Source organism: Vibrio sp. 1CM24A (genome assembly GCF_023161725.1).
GTDB classification, from domain to species: Bacteria; Pseudomonadota; Gammaproteobacteria; order Enterobacterales; family Vibrionaceae; genus Vibrio; species Vibrio coralliirubri.
The window spans coordinates 616,508-637,425 of record NZ_JALNTS010000002.1; the positions used below are offsets into that span (position 1 = coordinate 616,508).

At 44.6% G+C, this 20,918-nt stretch carries 19 protein-coding genes; 12 read left to right on the top strand and 7 right to left on the bottom strand.

All coding sequences use genetic code 11. The features are described from left to right. Positions 1 to 34: 34 nt before the first annotated feature. Positions 35 to 646, bottom strand: a complete 612-nt coding sequence (locus tag MSG38_RS06780) for a flavin reductase family protein (protein WP_052878273.1) — start codon at positions 644 to 646, stop codon at positions 35 to 37. Between the two features lie 664 nt (positions 647 to 1,310). On the opposite strand from MSG38_RS06780, the gene MSG38_RS06785 reads away from it, so the two are divergent. Further along, entirely contained in the window at positions 1,311 to 2,006 is a 696-nt protein-coding gene (locus tag MSG38_RS06785) for an NAD-dependent epimerase/dehydratase family protein (protein WP_248401354.1), read from the top strand. A 185-nt stretch (positions 2,007 to 2,191) separates the two neighbouring features. Next, a complete protein-coding gene (locus tag MSG38_RS06790) occupies positions 2,192 to 3,565 on the top strand; it encodes an L-cystine transporter (RefSeq protein ID WP_048611859.1) in 1,374 nt (457 codons plus the stop codon). A 114-nt stretch (positions 3,566 to 3,679) separates the two neighbouring features. Here MSG38_RS06790 and MSG38_RS06795 read toward each other — a convergent pair whose 3' ends face one another. Both MSG38_RS06795 and MSG38_RS06800 read right to left on the bottom strand, forming a co-directional pair. Beyond that, positions 3,680 to 4,072 (bottom strand): heme-binding protein, encoded by a 393-nt coding sequence (locus tag MSG38_RS06795; protein ID WP_050650057.1) that lies wholly within the window; start codon positions 4,070 to 4,072, stop codon positions 3,680 to 3,682. A 9-nt stretch (positions 4,073 to 4,081) separates the two neighbouring features. Further along, positions 4,082 to 5,092 (bottom strand): aldo/keto reductase, encoded by a 1,011-nt coding sequence (locus MSG38_RS06800; protein ID WP_050650058.1) that lies wholly within the window; start codon positions 5,090 to 5,092, stop codon positions 4,082 to 4,084. Positions 5,093 to 5,224: 132 nt separating this feature from the next. Between MSG38_RS06800 and MSG38_RS06805 the strand changes: the two genes are divergently transcribed. From MSG38_RS06805 to MSG38_RS06830, 6 genes are all read left to right on the top strand, one after another. Continuing rightward, positions 5,225 to 6,109 (top strand): LysR family transcriptional regulator, encoded by an 885-nt coding sequence (locus MSG38_RS06805; protein ID WP_050650059.1) that lies wholly within the window; start codon positions 5,225 to 5,227, stop codon positions 6,107 to 6,109. A gap of 274 nt (positions 6,110 to 6,383) precedes the next feature. Further along, on the top strand, positions 6,384 to 7,145 hold the full coding sequence (locus MSG38_RS06810) for a YdcF family protein (RefSeq protein WP_050621486.1): 762 nt from the start codon (positions 6,384 to 6,386) through the stop codon (positions 7,143 to 7,145). A gap of 478 nt (positions 7,146 to 7,623) precedes the next feature. Next, entirely contained in the window at positions 7,624 to 9,096 is a 1,473-nt protein-coding gene (locus MSG38_RS06815; protein WP_248401355.1) for an aerolysin family beta-barrel pore-forming toxin, read from the top strand. Between the two features lie 218 nt (positions 9,097 to 9,314). After that, a complete protein-coding gene (locus MSG38_RS06820) occupies positions 9,315 to 9,536 on the top strand; it encodes a hypothetical protein (protein WP_017059142.1) in 222 nt (73 codons plus the stop codon). Between the two features lie 329 nt (positions 9,537 to 9,865). Further along, on the top strand, positions 9,866 to 10,516 hold the full coding sequence (locus tag MSG38_RS06825; RefSeq protein ID WP_050634483.1) for a DUF3299 domain-containing protein: 651 nt from the start codon (positions 9,866 to 9,868) through the stop codon (positions 10,514 to 10,516). Positions 10,517 to 10,583: 67 nt separating this feature from the next. After that, complete coding sequence (locus MSG38_RS06830; RefSeq protein ID WP_248401356.1) at positions 10,584 to 12,140, top strand: amidohydrolase family protein; 1,557 nt, start codon at positions 10,584 to 10,586, stop codon at positions 12,138 to 12,140. A 147-nt stretch (positions 12,141 to 12,287) separates the two neighbouring features. Here MSG38_RS06830 and MSG38_RS06835 read toward each other — a convergent pair whose 3' ends face one another. The 3 genes from MSG38_RS06835 to MSG38_RS06845 all read right to left on the bottom strand — a co-directional run bounded on the left by MSG38_RS06835 (position 12,288) and on the right by MSG38_RS06845 (position 15,005). Then, positions 12,288 to 13,238: an AraC family transcriptional regulator gene (locus tag MSG38_RS06835; RefSeq protein ID WP_248401357.1), complete on the bottom strand. Its 951-nt coding sequence runs from the start codon at positions 13,236 to 13,238 to the stop codon at positions 12,288 to 12,290. Between the two features lie 327 nt (positions 13,239 to 13,565). Next, positions 13,566 to 14,321, bottom strand: coding sequence for a hypothetical protein (locus MSG38_RS06840; protein WP_017090902.1), 756 nt, complete (start codon positions 14,319 to 14,321; stop codon positions 13,566 to 13,568). A 162-nt stretch (positions 14,322 to 14,483) separates the two neighbouring features. Beyond that, entirely contained in the window at positions 14,484 to 15,005 is a 522-nt protein-coding gene (locus tag MSG38_RS06845) for a DUF2058 domain-containing protein (protein ID WP_048611459.1), read from the bottom strand. 414 nt (positions 15,006 to 15,419) lie between these two features. Here MSG38_RS06845 and MSG38_RS06850 point away from each other — a divergent pair, with 414 nt between their 5' ends. Beyond that, positions 15,420 to 16,754: a sphingomyelin phosphodiesterase gene (locus tag MSG38_RS06850; protein WP_248401358.1), complete on the top strand. Its 1,335-nt coding sequence runs from the start codon at positions 15,420 to 15,422 to the stop codon at positions 16,752 to 16,754. Between the two features lie 39 nt (positions 16,755 to 16,793). Further along, on the top strand, positions 16,794 to 17,744 hold the full coding sequence (locus MSG38_RS06855) for a chromosome partitioning protein ParA (RefSeq protein WP_248401484.1): 951 nt from the start codon (positions 16,794 to 16,796) through the stop codon (positions 17,742 to 17,744). Positions 17,745 to 17,748: 4 nt separating this feature from the next. On the opposite strand, the gene MSG38_RS06860 is transcribed toward MSG38_RS06855, so the two are convergent. Continuing rightward, positions 17,749 to 18,783 (bottom strand): AraC family transcriptional regulator, encoded by a 1,035-nt coding sequence (locus MSG38_RS06860; protein ID WP_248401359.1) that lies wholly within the window; start codon positions 18,781 to 18,783, stop codon positions 17,749 to 17,751. Positions 18,784 to 18,953: 170 nt separating this feature from the next. Here MSG38_RS06860 and MSG38_RS06865 point away from each other — a divergent pair, with 170 nt between their 5' ends. After that, a complete protein-coding gene (locus MSG38_RS06865; RefSeq protein WP_248401360.1) occupies positions 18,954 to 19,967 on the top strand; it encodes a DUF2804 domain-containing protein in 1,014 nt (337 codons plus the stop codon). An 87-nt stretch (positions 19,968 to 20,054) separates the two neighbouring features. After that, positions 20,055 to 20,903 (top strand): sterol desaturase family protein, encoded by an 849-nt coding sequence (locus tag MSG38_RS06870; RefSeq protein WP_248401361.1) that lies wholly within the window; start codon positions 20,055 to 20,057, stop codon positions 20,901 to 20,903. The last annotated feature ends 15 nt before the right edge of the window (positions 20,904 to 20,918 follow it).

Below are 20,918 nucleotides of genomic sequence, written 5' to 3' on the forward strand. Positions count from 1 at the left end.
GTACGTTGATTTAGGGACTGCTACTTAAGGATTGTTACTTAGGGCGTGCGACAGAGAACACATTGGAAAGCGTCGCGTATTCACCGCCACCAAGTCGAGACAGTGGGTCCAAGGCCAACGCATCAACCTTAAGACGTTCACTCTCTTTGTCGATCACGTCTTCGGAAATGTACACGGTTTCGACTTGAGCAAAGATAAGGCTTTGTGGCACTTCTCCAACCTCTTTTACTTCGTACAAGGTGCATCCAAAAGCGACCGCGCACTCTTTCAATCTCGGTAAAGAGAAGCCTTCAAATTCAACCAGGTCAATGTTATTCGCGGTGACTTCCGAATCACCATGTTCAAGGGTAGCTGCTGTCGCCGTCATGGTTTCGGCAGAACTTGAAGAAGCAATGTGAATCACTAGCTTACCCGTTTCTAGGGCATTACGAGTGGTATCTTTGATTTCGCCGGACGGCTTCTTCCCAACCGATAACATCAGTAACGGCGGATTACTAGAAACAGGCGTGAAATAAGAGAAAGGCGCGAGGTTGTACTCTTGGTCAGAAGATTCCGTCAATGCCCACGCAATCGGGCGAGGAACAACGGTTTGTGTCATCAGGTGATAAATCTGAGTAGGAGCAAGAGTATCAAGCTTGAGGTTCATAGCACGTCCTTGGTCTATGTGAATTACGACTCAGTTTACGTGTTAAGCAAGGCTGTATCTATGGCTATGTGGCAGAAACCGCAGAGAGTGTTCTTAATTTAAACAGATCACACTGGTTTTTTCTCAAATTGACAGTCAAATTGACGAACCCTAAAACACCTACAATACTGATAATAGATTTATCAATAACTTACATTTTGGCATCGTTTATGCTTTATCTAAAGTACTTGTTAATCTCTCCATTGATAAGTACCCATACAGTGAATGCCCACAACACTAACGCTACACAAAGAAAGACAATCGATTGAAAGACAAAACAGAACAACGATTTAGGAGGTGTAATGATTCCAAACTCAAGTAAAAGAAAACCAAATAAATCAAGTAAGAAAACCAGCAAAAAGGTAAGGAAAATCCCACTATCCTTCACCTAGAAAGCAGTAAAGTAAATAACAAAGCCCGTCGCCCAGCGGGCTTTGTTATTTTTAACGCCGTACTAATACTTCAGACCGTACTTATGCGTCGAGCCAAACTAAATCATCTCTTTTTCCATTAACAGGCGACTCCCCACATACTACTGACCACTCGTTTAACAAACTTTTATTCGCTTAAAATTCAAACACTGTTTATATTAAACAAGCACTTGTGGAGTGAATAAGGGATTAAAATGAGCATTGCTGGAGACAAAACATCGGTCGTGGTGGCTGGTGCAACCGGTTTAATTGGCCATCATGTGATGAAGTTGCTCATTGATGAACCCGCCGTTGATCATATCTATGCCCTATCTCGCAGAGCGTTAGATTCACAGTTTGACTCCAACAAACTCCACACTCTTATTCACAGCGACCTGCAAGTTACCAATTGGGATGACACCAATGCGACGCCTAATCTTGGCGTTATCTGCTTAGGTACGACCAAGAAAAAGGCAGGTTCAAAAGAAGCGCTTCGCAAAATCGATGTGGAACTGGTTAGCCAAGTCGCACAGTCGATGAAGTTTCTTGGGGTTCAACGTGTCGCGGTCGTTTCTAGCTATGGCGCTTCACCAGATTCCTATTCGCACTACCTTCGTTGCAAGGGGCAAATGGAGCAAAACTTAAAACGTATTGGCTTCAAGCAGCTTTTCATCGCACGGCCCGGGCCGCTGGTTGGTGAGCGTGATGAGCCAAGAGCTGATGAAAAACTCCTGCAAAGTGTCTTTCCTCTGCTGTCTCCGTTTATGCTTGGTAAGTTCAAAAACTTACGCCCTATTCAGTCGGAAGACGTAGCCAAAGCAATGTTGTTCCGATTATTCGAAAATAATTTCCAAAATATCGAAATTTACTCGTCAAGTGACATGCTCAATTTATTGGCAAAATATCGCTAAAAAGCTCACCTATTCATCACAATGTTGAATATCCACCCATCCTATTGAGTGGATATTACTAATCGTTCTAATAAATTACTTTTCCTTATTTTACGTTTTGTTACAGGTCGCTACTGTAGCTAACAGTATTTGCGCCCATATATCCAAGCGCCCTATCGACTTAAAGAAATTCATAAGGAAAACAAATGTCATTTTCAGCTATCGCTGCCTTAGCGGTATTCACTGGTATCCTCTTTTTTCTCTACGGACAGCAGAAAAAAGAAAACACTCTTTCTCGCCTCGTTTTACTCGGTTTAGTATTTGGTAGCGCATTTGGTCTTGGTCTACAGCTGTTATTTGGTGAAGGCAATCCGGTCATCAACGAAACACTAGACTGGGTAAACATTGTTGGCCGTGGTTATGTTGGCCTACTAAAAATGGTGATCATGCCATTAGTATTGGTTTCAATGATTGCCGCAGTAGTGAAGCTTGAAAAAGGCGGTTCACTAGGCAAGATTTCTGGCATCACCATTTCTGTACTGTTAGCAACAACCGCGATTTCTGCGATTGTTGGTATCGTTGTAACGCAAGCATTCGGCCTGTCTGCTGAAGGTTTAACAGAAGGTGCTCGCGAAACAGCACGTATCGCAACACTTGAAAGCCGCATCGGCAGCGTTTCAGATCTAACAATTCCGCAGATGCTGATTAGTTTTATTCCGACTAACCCATTTGCAGACCTAACGGGCGCTCGCTCTACATCTATCATCGCAGTGGTTATCTTTGGTGTGCTAACAGGTATTGCTGCTCGTAAAGTGATGGCAGAGAAAGAAGAACTAGAATCTCCAATTCGTACTTTCGTTGAAGCGGCACAATCTATCGTTATGCGCTTAGTTAAGATGATCATGGCACTCACGCCATACGGCATCGCAGCGTTAATGGCGAAGGTAGTTGCAACATCAAGTGCTTCTGACATCCTAAGCCTACTGGGTTTCATCGTTGCATCTTACGTTGCGATTCTACTGATGTTCGTTGTACACGGTGTGTTGGTTTCTTTTGTTGGTGTAAACCCGAAAGAGTACTTCCAAAAGATCTGGCCTGTCCTAACGTTCGCTTTCACGTCTCGTAGTTCTGCCGCAACGATTCCACTGAACGTTGAAGCTCAAATCACTAAGCTTAACGTGCCACCAGCTATTGCTAACCTGTCTGCCTCTTTCGGTGCGACGATTGGTCAAAACGGTTGTGCGGGTATCTACCCTGCAATGCTAGCAGTCATGGTTGCGCCTACGGTTGGCATCGACCCAATGGACATCAACTTCATTCTGTCTCTGATTGCTATTATCACAGTGAGCTCATTCGGTATTGCTGGCGTAGGTGGCGGTGCAACGTTCGCGGCGCTTATCGTACTTCCAGCTATGGGTCTTCCTGTGACGATTGCAGCACTGCTTATCTCTATCGAGCCACTTATCGATATGGCTCGTACGGCGCTTAACGTATCTGGTGCAATGACAGCCGGTACAATCACAAGTCGCCTATTAGGTAAGAAAGACAAGCAACAAGATCTGGAACAAGCGAACGCTTAATGGGTTCGATTGATTCAAGCACTTGAGTCTCGTTAAACAAAAAAACCGATGCACATGCATCGGTTTTTTATTATTTGTTATATCTAACTTTCATTACTTCACAAGCAACAGCACTTAGAGCACAAATTGAATCACTTTCTCAGCAAGTGCTTCATCGTCCTCTTCACTCAATCCGCTGATACCAATCGCGCCAATCACCTGCCCCTTTAACTCAATGGGAACACCGCCTTTAAAGCCAGTGATCTTAGCGTCAGTCCAGTAACTTAAGTCTTTACCGGTTTCTCTCGCCCAAGCCCCTAAGTTACCGCTTGACTGCCTGTCTCTTGCAGAGGTATAAGCTTTGTTCTGTGCTAACAATCCGGCTTGAACACTCACATTATCCATGCGAACAAACGCCAGTAACTCACCGTGCGTATCACACACGCTCACCGCGATTGCTTGTTGATTACGCTCAGCAATGTCGAGAGCGTTAGACACCAGTTGTTGCGCGATCTTTTGATTCAACATATTCATTCCTTATGGCAGTGCTTGACCACGTGAGTACACGTATAGGTTGTACCACTCTTCACGAGACAGGTTTATCTGAGTCGCGACTGCCGAAGCTTTGATTCGCTCTAGGTTTGTGGTGCCAATAACAGGTTGGATACGAGCAGGGTGACGAAGCAAAAATGCCAACACAATCGCTTCACTGTCTACACCATATTGGTTCGCTAACTGAGCCACGTAGTGCGCTGTCTTTTTCACGTTTTCATGTTCTGAATACAAACCTTGCTCAGCAAATCGGCCTTGTGCCAAACAGCCCCAAGCTTGCAGTTGGATGTTATTCAATTGGCAATGCTCTAGCGTGCCTGCGGCGAAGTCTGATTGATGGTGCCCTTGCGAGTTAATCATCACCCCATCATTCAACCAATCTAGCTTGGCTAAGCTCATCTCAACTTGATTCGCGACAATAGGTTGCCCAAGCGCAGATTGCAGATACTGAATTTGATGGCTGTTCATGTTCGACACACCAAAGAAATCGACCTTACCTTGCGCTTTTAAATTCTCTAACGTTCTTGCTAGCTCATCGAGTTCCATCAAAGGATCAGGGCGATGTAATAACAGCACATCAAGCTTTTCAGTGTTCAAACGCTCGAGAATACCGTCTACCGATTGGCCTACCCAATCAGCCGAGAAATCATAACGACCAACATTCCCCTCGCCTTCAAAACGAATCCCACACTTAGATTGAATGAACATCTGCTCTCGCAGTTCAGGCGCTTGTTGTAATGCTTGACCAAAGGCTTGCTCAGCTTTGCTGAAGGTATAGATATCCGCATGGTCGAATAAGTTAATGCCCGATTCTAGTGCGGTGTCGATTACGCTTCGTGTTTGAGCAACATCCGCACTCGTCACTGGATTATCATTCCAGCCACCACCTAATCCCATGCAGCCATAGGCAACTTGCCCAACATTTGGCAGATGGTTTGATAATGGGATACGTTTTTTGTCATTCGTTTTGTTGGTAGATTCAGTGCTGTTCGTCATATCGGTTCTCGCTTAGAAGATTTGCTGACCAGAAATATGCCTCTATCATATTGTTCTTTTTAAAAAACAGAATATGCTAGTTACGAAATGATTGTTTGATATGACGAACAATAGATTGGTAGGAACGCGCGAATGAACGAACACAAAAGAATAGAACGACTGATCCTGTTTGTAGAACTTGCTCAACAACTTAACTTTACCAAGGCGGCCGAAAAGCTCGGTATCTCTAAGAGCTACCTTTCTGAGCAGATCAAACGTTTAGAGAATGATTTACAGTGCCCGCTTTTGGTCAGAACCACTCGCAGTGTTCGTTTAACCCAAGAAGGCGAACGCGCCTTACAACAAGGCTTAACGATTCGCTCGCAAGTCTTACAGCTTGAACGCAGCGTTTCAGAGCAACACGACATCGTAAAAGGTCTATTACGCCTCACTGCGCCAAAGATGTTTACTGAGGTATACCTATTCGATATCTGCCAACAATTTAGGCAGCAATATCCAGAAATCCGCTTTGAGATAAACAGCAGCTACACCAACTTTAATCTCAATCAAGATGATATCGATATCGCGTTTCGTGCCACCAACACGCCACCTGACAACATGGTGGCGAAACACTTGATTAGCTATCAGCATGATTTAGTCGCAACTCCCGGTTATCTTAATCAATTTGGTCGCCCTACCAATGTGAGTAACTTAAGTGATCATCAATGCTTAGCAACGCTGCACCAAACCGAGTGGCCTTTAAAATCGGCTAATATTGATGTGTCCGGCTGGCTTTCAAGCAATGACAACCACTTACTTAAGCAACAAGCTATGGCTGGCAGCGGCATCATCCGTATCGCAAGTTACTACGTTGCGAAAGAGGTCGAGCTTGGAGAATTAGAGCGAGTGCTGCCTGATGAATGCCTACAACAAGGCAACAGTATTTATCTGTTCTATCCGCAAGTTATTTATCCGGCAAAAAAACACCAAGTGTTCGTTAAATTTGTTCAAGCTTACTTTGATAATTTGAGAGTTTGAAAAAATGCGAAGCCGATGAACAGACAAATTAAATAACACGAATAAGGTTTAAATAACCCTCTTGGTTTATATACCTATATTTAGAATGGGATTATCGAACAATAATAAAGCGATTTTTTGAATGCTCTCCTCGATGATGGTGTTTAATAGAAAGAAATCGTGCATTTGTTCAATAATACAATGAGTTAGTTATGAACGATTAACATAACTGATATATGATGCACCGCTTCAGTATGTCACATCATTTTGGCACCAGTTCGATAACAGGATCCTCATGAGCTTTATTATATTATTACTTCTTCTGCTATTCGTAGGCTTTACACGTTTACTTCAGTGGCGAAAAACCTCTCTGTTTTTATCTCTTGTTCTTATATCGTCATTTGTGCTGATTGGTTCAGGTTTAATTCCTCGTTATTTACTGAACGATCTGCAAGCCGATTACGAAAATAAGCCTGATATCCAATGGTCTGACAATAACGCCATTGTTCTTCTGGGTGCGGGAACGCAGTTAATTAAAAGCACGCAAGAGTTTGAGCCAGCCTTTTTCTCTTTTGGCCGAATCAGCGAAACAGCCAGCCAATATAAAGATTGCGCCAAAACCCAAACCACATGCAAAGTGATCATCAGTGGTGGCGATGCACAAAATAACGGTGTTACCGAAGCAGAAGTTTATCAACAACAATTGCTCAGACTTGGCGTTCCGATGGGTGACATCATTCAAGAGCCAAATAGCGTCAACACTTGGAAGAATGCACAGCTCACTAGTGACCTAATGAAGCACCATAAATTCGACAACATTGTGTTGGTTTCATCTGGCCTACATATTCGTCGTAGTGAGCTCTACTTCAACCACTTCGGCTTGAATGTTATTCCAGTAAGAGCCGACTATATGGCTGCTCAAATTTCATGGTTGCCATTGTGGTACAACTTTGCGGTCACAGATTTTGCTTTGCATGAGCAGATCGGCTTTGCTCGTTACAACATCTATAACTTTATGGGTTGGAACAGCAAACGCGAAAAGCCAGGTGATGCTTAATCTCTACCAATTAAGTTAACTCGAACAATACAAAAAGCAGCAGCAATCGAACGGTTGTTGGCTGCATTTTTTGATCTTGCTTATCACAACATCCTTTCTTATTTGGCTTACTCAAGTACTTCCCTATCCTTTAAGCAATAAATCTCTCTAATCCATCTTGCTGGTCTAAATTTTCCAAGCCAACATACCAAATAGCGAGACTTCAAAAACAGAAACGTTCAACAATTAATCACCCATAGATTGGATTGTTGAAACTAATTGAAGTCATCAAGATAAGTCTTTATCAAACAACAAGTTGATCAGTACAACCTCCTGATATCTATAAGTATTTATTTTCAATTCATTTCAGTATTTTTGGCATTGTTTTATATGACAAAGTACACCCCGCTAGAGTCCCTCGGCTTTAAATCAATACCCAGAAAACTAATAAATCGAATTAAATAAAAATAGCCAAATAATGGCATTTAGGAACTTATTCATGCTTAACGTCAGTAAAACCGTTCTATTTAGCTCTGCCCTCTGTTTCATCTCTTTTGCCACTCATGCCAAGATATATTCAGACCAAATCGTATTGGATAACCTCGGTGAAGATATCTGCCGCTCCGATTATCGTCCGCTCAGTAATACAGAAGCGCAAGAACACAAAACCGCCCTACTGTCTCGCATGAATGTGTGGGACATTGCTGGCCTTAAAAATGACTGGGTGATCATGGGGTCTGGCTACCACGGGCTCATCAAACAAGGACAACCCAGCGACAATACTTGGTGCTACCCCAGTACCCCAGACGCAGGCCTGCCTTACTACGAAGCGCAAGCCATAGAAACGAACAATAACCTTGATATTCAACGCGCCTTAGTCAGCGACAACACAAACTTTATCAGACCACTGAGTTACTTAGCCCATAACCTGGGTTATGCTTGGGTTGGAGGCGATAGCGCGCGTTATGTCGGCCAAGATATGGCAATAAAACCGCTAAACAATGGTTGGGAGATTAAGGGCAAGAACGATGGAAGCTGCACTGGTGATCGCTGTAATGAGAAGACAAGCATAACTGTTGATAACTTCGCTTACACGCTCGATAACACATCGTTTTTACACGGCTCTATAACAGAGACCGACCAAGAGCTGGCTGAAACCGTCTCGGCTTATGCAATCAATGATGGCGACCAACCTAAACAAATCGTCGTTGACCTTCATTTTGAGCAATCCACACAATGGAGTAAAACACAGCGCTTCGACCTTGCTGATTCAATCGTCATTGATGAGACCTTTCACTGGCCACAAGTTGGAAAAACAGAGGTAAGAGTCGCGCTAGAAGAAGGCCAGCGCTTCTCTGATACCAATAATGGCTCTCGCTTTGAGCCGACTGACCTACAAGCCATCATCACAGTACCAGCGAACTCAGTGCTTCCCTTTCAGGTTGAGTTCTTGCGCTCTACCATTTCATACCCATACCGTATCAAAACGAGCATGAGTTACGACGTGAACTTCACAGGTTTCCTCCGTTATAGCGGCAATGCGCTGAGCTCACATCCAACAAACCGCCCGACTGTCTCACACACCTTTACTATGGGAACCACCAGCGAAGATCAAGCCAATATTCGTTACCAATGGGATCACCGCTATATTCCTGGAGAGATGAAATGGTGGGATTGGAGCTGGGCAATCAACACCAATGGACTGAGTAGCATGCAGTACGCCGCAGGTGCCAGTGTGCGTCCTTTCTACACCTATGTTTCAGGCCAATTTAGTGCGGAGTCACAATATTCAGGAATGATCGATATTGGTACCGAGCACTCTATTGATTCATTTAACGCCATGACACCTTCAGGCGATTACACAATCTACTACGCTGGTGACATCAAGGTTCTGACTGACTTCGATCGTGCGGCTCTAGCAGAGCTGGGTTATAACAGCGCTCAGCTAACGATTACCCCAATACAGCAATAACGTCATAGAAAGTGTCATCTGTCATACCAAGCCCTTTGCGTCTGCTCTGGGCTTGATTCATCTTACATTCTCTCAGTCATTCATCTGCATTAGTCTCTAAGCATTCACTTTCTGAATCGTTTTTCATTGACTTAAAAATGAAATCATAACGACACACTAATTTGCGTAACTTAGGGTGCAAATAGGCAATCAGATTACAGTGCCTATCAGGAGGATGTATGAAACCAAATCGATCTACGGTACTCACTGGACATGTAAAACACTGCCCATGTTGCTCTACCGAACTGGTCATCAAAGACCACATTCACGTTTGCCCGCGCAATGAAATTGGCGACTGTTACTTCGATGGCTACGACCAACACGAACAGCGCGCGAATACCGATTTTATCGATCATGCAAGTGCCAATGACAGCCTTGTTTACGGCATGTCAGAACATTAGCTAGCGAACGAACGTCAATCAGTCTCAATTCCTGTTCAAATGCAAACAAGCCCTGATGCTCTTTCTAGTTAAAAGCGCATCAGGGCTCTTCATTTATTACGCCCTTTTATTCTTCAATAAGCCCTTTTCCTCCCTATCAGAATGCCCATCCAATCTTGGCGCAAAGTGACCTATCTGTATTTTCAGTGGTTGCTATTATTCACAGCACGAATTACGGAGAGCAAATCAATAGGATTTGACCAAGCTTCGTTAATTACTATTCGTTAGGTTGATAGCGAATAGCTGAGACATCGCGAACGACCTTACGACAACGCTGGAGAATCCATCAGATGCTATTTCGATTTAGTTCACTCTTTACGACTCTGTTACCAGGTTTACTGCTTAGCTTTAGTGCTATGTCGTCAACCATGGTGATGTGGGAAGATCTGATTCCGCCGCCAACAAAAGAAGTCGCGCTACCCGCGTTGAATCAAGATCAAGTCTCTAACCTATTTGCCGTTTTGAACTATCAGAAAACAAGCCTTAAGCGCGAGATGAACTCTGAAGAGACAGAGCAATACGAAGCAAGCAAGCTCGCATTAAGTGAATCTGGTTATGACGCTGATGAATTACTGGCACTGAGAGAAGAAGCACTGGCGGTAGAACACATTCGTTTAACAACGGTCAACACCGACCTCGAACTGAACGATGTGACTATTCCGGGCTTTGTTGTTCCGCTTGAAATGGACGGCATGTTAACGACGAAGTTTCTTTTGGTACCCATAGCAGGCGCGTGTATCCATACCCCGCCTCCGCCGGCAAATCAGACCATTATTGTCGATATTGATGAAGGGTTCCCACTTCAGGATCTTTACAGAGTCGTTATGGTGTCGGGAGATATCGCCACCTTTGAACAAGATCTACCTATCTCATTCATTGATGGAACCGAAGTGATCAGTACGGGTTACTCAATGGCGGCGCATAAAGTCAATTACCCTTAGTAATTCGTCAACTTGCAATAACGTATTCATTTTCAATAACGTATTTATTTTCAATAGGAAAGCAGTCATGAAATCATCCATTCGCTCTGTTGCGTTACCCATCGTTTTAATTGCGTCAGCAGCTAATGTTTACGCAGAAAGCTACGATGTAGTCATTCAAGGTGGTCATGTTATCGACCCAGAGACAGGTTTGAGTGATGTACGAAATATTGGTATCAACAAAGGTACCATTGAAACGATCACTAAAGATTCAATCACGGGTAAAACCATCATTGATGCGAACGATCACATTGTTTCTCCAGGTTTCATCGACCTCCATCACCATGGTCAAAACATTTCTGGCTATCGTATGCAGGCACAACAAGGTGTGACCACCGCCCTTGAATTAGAATCGGGGATTTTGCCTATCGGCGACTGGTACAAAGGACAGGCAGAAAAGAACCTGCCGATTAACTATGGCGCATCAGCAGCGTGGACATTTGCTCGTATCGCAACGTTCACCGACAGTGAGCCACAAGCTAATTTGCAGTACTTTCAAAGCATGCAAGGGCTCGACAACTGGAAGCAGAAAATCGCAACACCAGAGCAGCTAGAAAAGATCATGGCATACGTTGAGCAAGGCTTAGACGAAGGTGCAATCGGGATTGGTATCAATGCGGGTTATGCGCCGGGCTATGGCCAGAAGGAATATTATGCCCTTTCTAAACTTGCAGCAGAGCGCGACGTTGCGACTTACACGCACGTTCGTTATGCCAGCATGATGGAACCAGGAAGCAGCTTTGAAGCTATTCAAGAGCTGATTGCGAACTCTGCACTGACTGGCGCAAAGATGCACATCAACCACATCAACAGTACTTCACTGCGCGATATTGACGCGACATTGGAACTGTTCGATGAAGCAACAGAGAACGGTTTCCATGTTACAGCCGGCGCTTACCCATGGGGAGCAGCAAGTACGGTGGTTGGCGCGGCGATGTTTAGCGGGCCAGAATGGAAAGAACGTTTAGGCTATCAAGAAGAAAGTATCCAGATGGGTACCGAACGCCTGAATAACGAAGAGCTTCTCAAAGCACAGAAAGAACAACCGGGCTCTATCATTAACTGGCACTTCTTAGATGAAGCGGTACCAAGTGAGTTGTCTGCATTGGATAAGTCAATCATCCATCCCAATGTGTTGATTGAATCAGACTCGATGCCTTGGATGTTGATCGAAGATGGCAAGGTCAGCTATTACGAAGGTGATGAGTGGCCAATTCCAAGCGAGGCATTTGCACACCCTAGATCGAGCGGTACGTTCACTAAGATCTTAGGTACGTACGTAAGAGAGCGTGGTTTGCTTTCTATGGAAGAAGCGATTCGTAAAATGAGTTACATGCCTGCAACTGTGCTTGATGGCTTCGTTCCTCAGATGGAGAAAAAAGGCCGCATCCAAGTGGGCATGGATGCAGACATCGTTATCTTTGATCCAAAAACGGTCGCGAACAAAGCGACATACCAAGTACCGGCTGCGATTTCTACAGGGGTTGATACCGTGTTAGTTAACGGTCAGTTTGTGGTTCAAGATGGTGAGCTTGTAACAAGTGCAGCCCCAGGACAAGCAATACGTCGTGACACTAAGAAGTAACGTCATTCGAGCGTTAGAGATTAGATAAAAACTCAAAGTTAGATTAAGTCAAAAGTAGAACAAATCAAAATAAAGCCAGCCCCCTCCAACTTACATCTAGTAACTGCAAGGGCTGGCTTTTTGTTTATCCGTTAAAACATACCTTAATTAGCCGCTTTGTTTTTGATATTGCGCCGGCGTTTTGCCCAACCACCCTTTGAATGCTCGGTTAAAGTTAGATAAGTCGCTATAGCCACATCGCCACGCAGTCTCAAAAGGTGATGTGTTGGCTTCAAGCAACCGCTTCGCCACCTGACAACGAGCCTCATCTCGCAAGCCACGAAATGTGCAACCATGCTCGGTGAACTGCCTTTGTAGAGAACGCGACGAAGTTCCAATCAATGAGGCAAGCCATTGAATATTAAACCACGGTAGAACCGCGTAGGTTTGTACCAATGCATTAATTACCGTCAACCAATCACTGTCTATTGGCTTATCTACTGGGACAAAATCCGCTGACAACGGTACTTCAATGGCACCAAATGCATGATCGAAATGGAACGCGTCTAGATTCGCAGTATTGGTAACATCTCTCGCCAAGTGGTCAGGAAAACTCATAAACACCGAGTTAGGTTCCCAATGATGACCCAAGAACATGCGACACAACGAAATAAAAGCAAAGGTTCGAAACCATTCTGCTTGGTCATAACCGGGTAACGAAGGATGGTATGAACCTCGGTGACACAAGTACCACTTGCCATCGATTTTATCGACCCAAACCACCATGTAGTTGTTTAACGTCGGCATCATTTCAAGCAGATGATGAAGTGCATGTTCTAAGTTTTCACATCCTGAGAACTCAGAAACCAACTCAGGCGAGATTTGGTCAAGCGTGATTAACCTCCCCACGTCAAACCCAACATTCTTGTTGGTTTGCTTGACCATTGCACCAAGAAAAGCCATCGCTTGATGAGAAGACAACCAATACTCTCGGTCTTCAATATCTTCAGGGAAGTCGTATTCAGCCGCAATTTTTCGCCACTCAATCCCCTTTTGTTCAAAGTAAGCTAAGAAGGGAGCAAGGTTGTTTGAATTACTGATATTAATAGGATTCTGCATTAAGCGATTAAAACCTTAGAGACTATCTATTAACGACTATAGCGTTAATTGTTTTTCGATGTGAACTGTTACCGAAACATTGAGTAGTACGCTGCGAAAAAGTACGCTGCGAAAAAGTACGCTGCGAAAATACACTACAAGTGATAAGAGCCACGTAGATGTGCGGGCATAGATCTTTGATTGAATGGTTTTGGGTGAGCAGATGGAAGAAGCGTACAAGGGGCGATATTAAAACAGGTTGCGGAAAGTGAAGGCGTAAGATGAGAAACTGAAATTGAATGAAGCCTCCATGCTTCGGGATCTTTAATCGTTAAATAGGTGTAGGTTCTAGAAGTAAACCTTATAGAAAACCCACGCTACCGTGTCATCAATATCGATTTTTTTCGATGTAGATTTCATGCTGCCATTGGTGTTTTCAATCTTAAATTGCCCCCAACGAGTACCATCGCTCGACAAAGGCGTACCCGCAGTTATTGAGCTTTTCAGTAATGAGGTTTCAATATCACCATCCATGTAGGTGTATTCAGGTGAAAGCATAAAGTACGTGCCATCAGCACCCGGCTTCCATGAAATATACGCCGCAGCCATACCACCGAGTATGTCGGTCTTTTGCTCACCCATCGAAGACGCAAAATCACTGTCATAATCACCCGCTAGTACGCCCACTCGACCGAACAGAGTTAGGTTTTCTACGTCCGGTTTGATCATCACGACTCCGCCCAACGCTGCAGTCGTGAACTGAGTATTGTCGATGATATCAATCGAGCCCGCCGCTGACGGCATAACAGGGTTAGCGAAATTCATAACATGGAAATATTGCAGTCGGCTGTCTTTGTATTTTCCGTCTTGGTCCATGGTTCCTTCGATGGTACCCATCGCCATTTGACCGTTTTGTAAACCATAGCCAATAGAGCCCGACAGTTTCACGTCGCCTTGGTTACTAAAGCCTAAATAAGCGGATGTGTTAACAGCGGTCAGGTTCGAAGGATCAATCACTTCTTCATTAGAATCTTGTGCGTGAGCTAAAGTGATGCCAGCGCAAAACAGAGTGGTTGCGAAAGCAATTTTGGTGCGTTTTTTCATGTGTGTTCTCCCGTATTAAGGGGACGCACTATAGAGGTTTGCTTAGGTTTATTAAGGTCATTTTGCGCCAAAAAAAATGCAGCGCCAATCGAATGATTGTTCGCTGCATTCTTAGATCCTGTAAACTTAGCTAGCCATTAGAATGGAGCTAGGTAAAACGGATTACCACATTAGATCATCTGGGATCACGAAGTCTTTGTACGGGTCATCTTCGTCTACTTCGTCTGTGCTACCTGCCTGCGTATCAACGATAGATTCTTCGTCGCGCATAGCAATCTTGTTCGCTACTGCTGTTGGAATAACAACATAGCTCTCGCCTTGACGAGCAATACTCAGAATGCCTTTACTTAGTTGCTTTTGAGTCAGCTCTTCTACGTAAAGGTATTTAACTAGCGTACCGTCGGTGAAGTTGTATTTGATCTCACCGTTCTTCTGTTCTAGCTTGTTCATCTCAATCAGTTGCTTCACTTGAGCTTTAATTTCTTTGCTCAACTGTTGTTCTTTCAACTGTTGGTTTAACTCTTTGTCTTTCGCTTGCTGCGCCAGTTTAGTTTCTTCTGCTGCCGCTTTTGCTTCACGAGACTGAACGCGAGACTTTTTAGAGCCTTTCTTCGCCTTCTTTAATTTTTTCTCATTTACCAAGCCAGCTTTAAGCATCTGCTCTTGGAGTGTTAACTTTGCCATGACTTTCCCAGTTCAGGATTAAAAACGGCACTATCATACCTGTTTTTAAGGTTTCTGTTTACTGAACAAGAGTAAATTACAGAACAATCGCAAAATTTGTGCTGATAGCTCAAAGCTGTCGCCATAATTCCTTCTAGTCGCTCACAATCTCTACTCTCCCCCAATAAACAGTTTTCGTTTAAGCACGCCAACATTGGCTGAACCACCGACTCGGAACCATTACCTAACTCTATATTCGCGCGCGTACCATTTATCATTCCAACAAGACAATATGTTAATTTTCAATGGTTAATCAATTTTATAAAACCTTGGCATATATCTCATATTTGAATAAATGCCATAGAGTTATAACTCCAATGTCATAACTTTTGACTACGTTATTCTAGACATCAATCAATAAGGATAACGTAAACGATGAAAACTCAATGGACTTGGTTAGCTGCACTTGTGGCATCCACATCAATCGCTTCGGCCTCTGCGATCGCAGACACCGACGTGTATCTCACCAATAACACCAATCAAGTGATGACCATTCAAGCCAACCACACCGGTACCGACCTACTTCAACTCGGTGATGAGTGGCAACAGCATGTTGAACAGATTGGCCCTTGGGAGACGAAGAAGCTGATCAGTTTCAATCGCTGGACTGGAGTAAAATCTGGGGAGACCTATGAGTTTGACACTGTGGTATCAAACGCTGTGGGTGAGAGTGTCACGCTCAACCAAACCATGAAGGGACATTGGTATAACTCGACACTGCAACATGGTTTAAGCGCCGCAGACGTCAACCTAACGTTGCATGACGATCGTAATATTCATCGCAGCACAACCGATGCATTCGGGGTCAATGCAGAGCTAGCACTTAAAGCCGATTCTACGGCGCGCTATGATGATATTTATTACACCATCACCCCACCCAAAGTGGATGAGCAGCCAGAGCCGGATGCCAATACACTCAAGGTCATGACCTACAACATCTGGGCGCTGCCTGCCATCGCTTCGCATATTGGTGACCGCTACGATCTTCTCCCTCAATACGTAAAAGGCTACGACGTGTTGGCGCTTCAAGAGGTGTTTGCTAACGGCAGAGATGAGTTCTTGCGTGAACTTGCGAAGGAGTATCCTTATCAAACCAAAATGCTCGATAAAGATGGGATTAACATCTATGACGGCGGCGTAATCATTGTCAGCCGCTACCCTATCGTTAACGAAGCTCAGTATGTTTTCCCTGATTGTACGGGCACAGATTGCTTCGCTGATAAAGGCGTTAACTACGCGGAAGTGATCAAGAATGGTCAGGCTTACCATGTATTCGGCACCCACACAGCATCATTCGATACCGATACCGCTCGTGACTACCGACAACGTCAATTCAAGCAGATGCGTGCACTGGCGCAGTCTCTGAATATCCCGGCATCAGAAACTGTGGTTTACAGCGGTGACTTCAACGTGAACAAACTCAAGTTCCCAGACGACTACCAACAGATGTTCGCTAACCTGCAAGCTGATGAACCACAATATTCAGGTTACACCGCTTCTACCTTTGACCCACGCATCAACAACTTTGCGGGCGAACCTATGTCGGGTGGTGAGAACGTTGAGTATCTCGATTATGTGGTAGTGAGCTCAGAGTATGCCGCTAAAGCGCATAACGACAATCGTGTGGATGTTCCAAGATCAACAAGCAGTGAGTTATGGAAGCACTACAACCTTTCAGACCACTTCCCTGTTAGCGCCATGATCAAGTAACTCGGTGAACCCATCATGCATCGAGTTATCTTAATCTTCATGCTCGTCTTAACGGCGAGCATTATTGGCTATTCGTGGTCATCAAAACTAACTGAAACACCGCTATCTTCAGCTCAACACACAGAAGCTAAGCCGCGTGTTTCTACGACAATTGCTGACGATAATTTCACACCAACTACAACCGCCAGTTCGGGAAATGCAGCATCACAGAGCAATCAATCCCAAGCTGAATCATCGGGCGGGGAAACGTATGCTGAAAACTTGACTGAGCTTGAAGGCAAGGCTTTGCTCGATAAACTCGATGAGTTCTGGAAGCTTTGCCAACAACGTAATGACTGCACTGAGCAACTCGCACGAATAAAATCAGAATTGCCGGGCATATGGTTTGAGTTACTGAGCGACTATCCGCAGCTATCAGCCGACTGGCAATTAACCCAAAGCACTATCCCTCTTGAATCCATAGAGACTCTTGAAGAGCGTGTTGCCCTATTCAAACAATCTGCACAGCAAGTATGGGGAGAGTTGGCCCACCAGCTATTCGCTGACCAGTTTGCTCATCTGGATTTTACGCTTGACGCCAACACCCTTGAAGAGAACGAAGCGAGCCAGTTTTTGGCCAACTATCAAGATTTGCTTAGTGAATGGCAAAACAATACGGGCACCTTAAACGCCGAAACACAGCTTCAAAAATACGAACTGGCAGTCTCTTTGATACCCAGCAGCTACAGCCCTACTGAAGTAATATCAATCAAAGCCGACCTCCAAGATGCCTACTTAGATGAAGCGCAGGCCAGCAACATTGCCGCGCGAGAACAACAAGTCGCACAACAGCAACAAACCGTGATGAGTTATCACGAGCAACTAGATCAACTCAAAGCGAGCTTAAACTCTCAGCGCTCCTCAAGTAATACCACTTGGACTCAATACGATTGGGACAATTACTATCAGCAGCAAGTCACCGATTTCAGAGAACAGTTTTTTACCAAGTAACGCTTTAACTTAAACCATTACGAAACTGCGCGGGCGTTTTATTGAGCCACCCTTTAAACGCCCTTCTGAAATTTGCGGGGTCGCTATAACCGAGCCTTTCACCGATGTCATCGATACTCATGGTTGTGCCGAGTAACAGCTCTTTGGCCAGTTCCACTCGAACTTCGGTAAGCAATGCTTGATAACTGGATTCATGGGTTACTAGCTCTCGCCTGAGTGTACGAGAGCTACAACCAAACTCATCCGCGAGTTGTTCAATATTCGGGAAACTGCCTGCGGTTTGATAAAAAATCGTTTTGATCTGGTTAGTCAGCAGATGTTCCGAGTCCAACGTTTCCACTATCGACTGGCAAGACGCAAGATAGCGCTTCAGTGTCGCGGCATCATGAGTCAATAAGGTTTGCGACAAAAACGAGACATCAAAACGCAGTTCACAATGGCTCTGCTCAAAAACTACAGGGCACTGGAAACGCTCGTCATAAAGCTTGGCGTAATTGGGACGAGCATAAGGCAAAGCCAAAGTGTGAATATCCAACTCATGACCAGTCAGTTCTTTGAACAAAGAGACGATTGAACTTAAGAAATACTCACTGCAGAAAGGAAGCAGATCGCCCACTTCCAATGTGTTCTCAATCTGAATCACTGCTTGCTCGGAATCTAGAAACAATTTAACCGAGAAGATAGGACCGTTCAGGCGCAAATACTTGAAGCCCGACTTGATGGCCTCCCCGACATTTTGACTGGTTGATAGCGCATAACCCAACACACCAAAGTGGCTCAAGCTAGCGTGCTCTCCCAACCAAAGCCCCAAACCATCGTGAGGAAAACTCTGATTAGCCGCGCTAAACAACGAAAGCTTGTCAGCGTAAGTCAGTTTTCCATTCGGATCTCGCCAATCCATGTTCGGCAAACCCACATCATTGAGTAGCCTTTCAATAACAACGCCTCGTTGCTCTAGCGTATTCAACAGCAGCGCGATATCTAAAGAACCCAACTGATGCCGATGTTCGGTCGGCTTATACTCCGCGATAATCTCCAATCGTCTCTCCTTATATCGAGCCCATTCCCATAAACATGACTACTCACCTTCAACAGCACATGCTGACAAAATCGTGATTGGTAACGCGCTCTTGTCCGGATATGACCTCCCAATTCTACGCGACTCATCGCACAATGGCTTTAGTTGTTAAAATAATGTGAACCATCGCAATGATAAAAACCAACCCAGCCCCACACAGTTTGATTGATTCTAATGGTCAGCCGATCATTGGGCATTTCGATGGCATCCCTAAACACCTGAACATCGAGAACTTTGACTATCGAAACTCGATGGATTCAAAAGCAAACTCTTGGCAGAAGCACTTCCACTACAAACAATTCCAGTTTGCCAGCATCGTCACCGACACGCACATTATCGGCGTCGCTATCGCGGATATTCGCTACTTGGGCTCAGCGTTTTGTTATGTCTACGACATAGAAAACAACCATTTGGAAGAGTCATCTTGGTTGAGGCCATTAGGGTTTGATAAACAAGTTACCGCTTCACCATTTGAAGGAAAGACAAGCATTGCAGATCAAAGCATTACTTTCGATATTGAAGGCGGACAATGGCGAGTTCGCTTGAATACCAAACTCATCAAGGCCGATATCGCTTTAGAGCCTGAAACCGACAGCTTGCCCATGGCGATGTGCAGCCCAACGGGTTATTCCGGTTGGACTTACACCCAAAAGCACAATGCTTTGCGCATCAGCGGCGACATCCAAATCAAAGGAACATCGTTAAACCTCACGCAAGCTCGTGCTGGGTATGACTTTTCAGCGGGTTACATGAGGCGTGAGACCAGTTGGCGCTGGGCAAGTATCAACACGCAATCCAATGGCACTGATATTGGCCTAAACCTCGCGGCGGGCGTCAATGAAACCGGAGGCTGCGAGAACGTATTATGGATCAATGGAACTCGGCACTTACTTAACCCAGTACAGTTTACGTTTAGTCGCCAAGACACGAATTTACCTTGGCAGATAACATCACAAGATGGACGTATAAATCTGACCTTTACTCCCTTAAATAATCGCAGCGAAAAGCTCAATTTATGGCTGTTAAAGAGTAACTTTCGTCAGTTCGTTGGTCACTTTTCTGGCTCGATTGAAGACAACAATGGAGTGACACATCAACTCGATGGTGTTCTTGGCCTAACTGAAGATCACTTTGCTCGCTGGTAGCGAAACTCTGCTGACTGAATTTCAGGCGCTCAAGTCTAAGTCAACTTGATACTAAGAACGCGTATGGCTTCTCAACAAGGATAAAACATGAATATCGACGCATTAATCAATCACCCAGAATGGCTACTGCTGGTATTAGCGCCCTTGTTTGTGGTGTGCATGTTGGCTGAGTATTTTATCGGTCAGAAGCAAGGTCGACTACCAGATAATTCCAGCTATAAACTTTCAGAAGTGATGTGTAACTTCACGCTGGCGGGAATGCATCAACTCTCCGATTTGCTCACCGGGTTATTGGTCGTGCAGTTGTATCTTTGGATGTTTGGTTGGCGCTTAATGGATATTGAAATGGGCGTGCTGAGTTTTGTTGTATTGATGGTGTTGCAAGACTTTTGCTATTACTGGTTTCATAGAGCAAGCCATCGTGTTCGCTGGATGTGGGCAGCACACGTGGCACACCACAGTTCAGAAAGCATGAACTTCAGTACGGCTTTCCGTCAAAGCTTAATGTATCCACTTGCTGGGATGTGGCTTTTCTGGATACCGTTGGTCATCATAGGTTTTGACCCTAAGTGGGTCATCTTTGTGGTGCTTCTGAATCTGGGGTTACAGTTTTTTGTCCATACACAATGGATACGAAGCTTGGGGCCACTTGAATACATCTTTAATACCCCTTCGCATCATCGAGTACATCACGGCAAAAACCCGCAATACATCGATAAGAATTACGCCGGCGTTTTGATCATTTGGGATAAATTGTTTGGTACGTTCGAGCCTGAGATTGAAACCGTGCATTACGGTGTCACTAAAGCCGTAAACAGTTTTAACCCGATAGTGGTCACCTTTCAAGAATGGAAGGCGATATTCAAAGATTTGAGGAACCGAGAGCTAACCATGAAGCAGAAAATCCAGTTGATACTCTCGCCTCCTTCAGACTAATCAAAGCGATCAGGT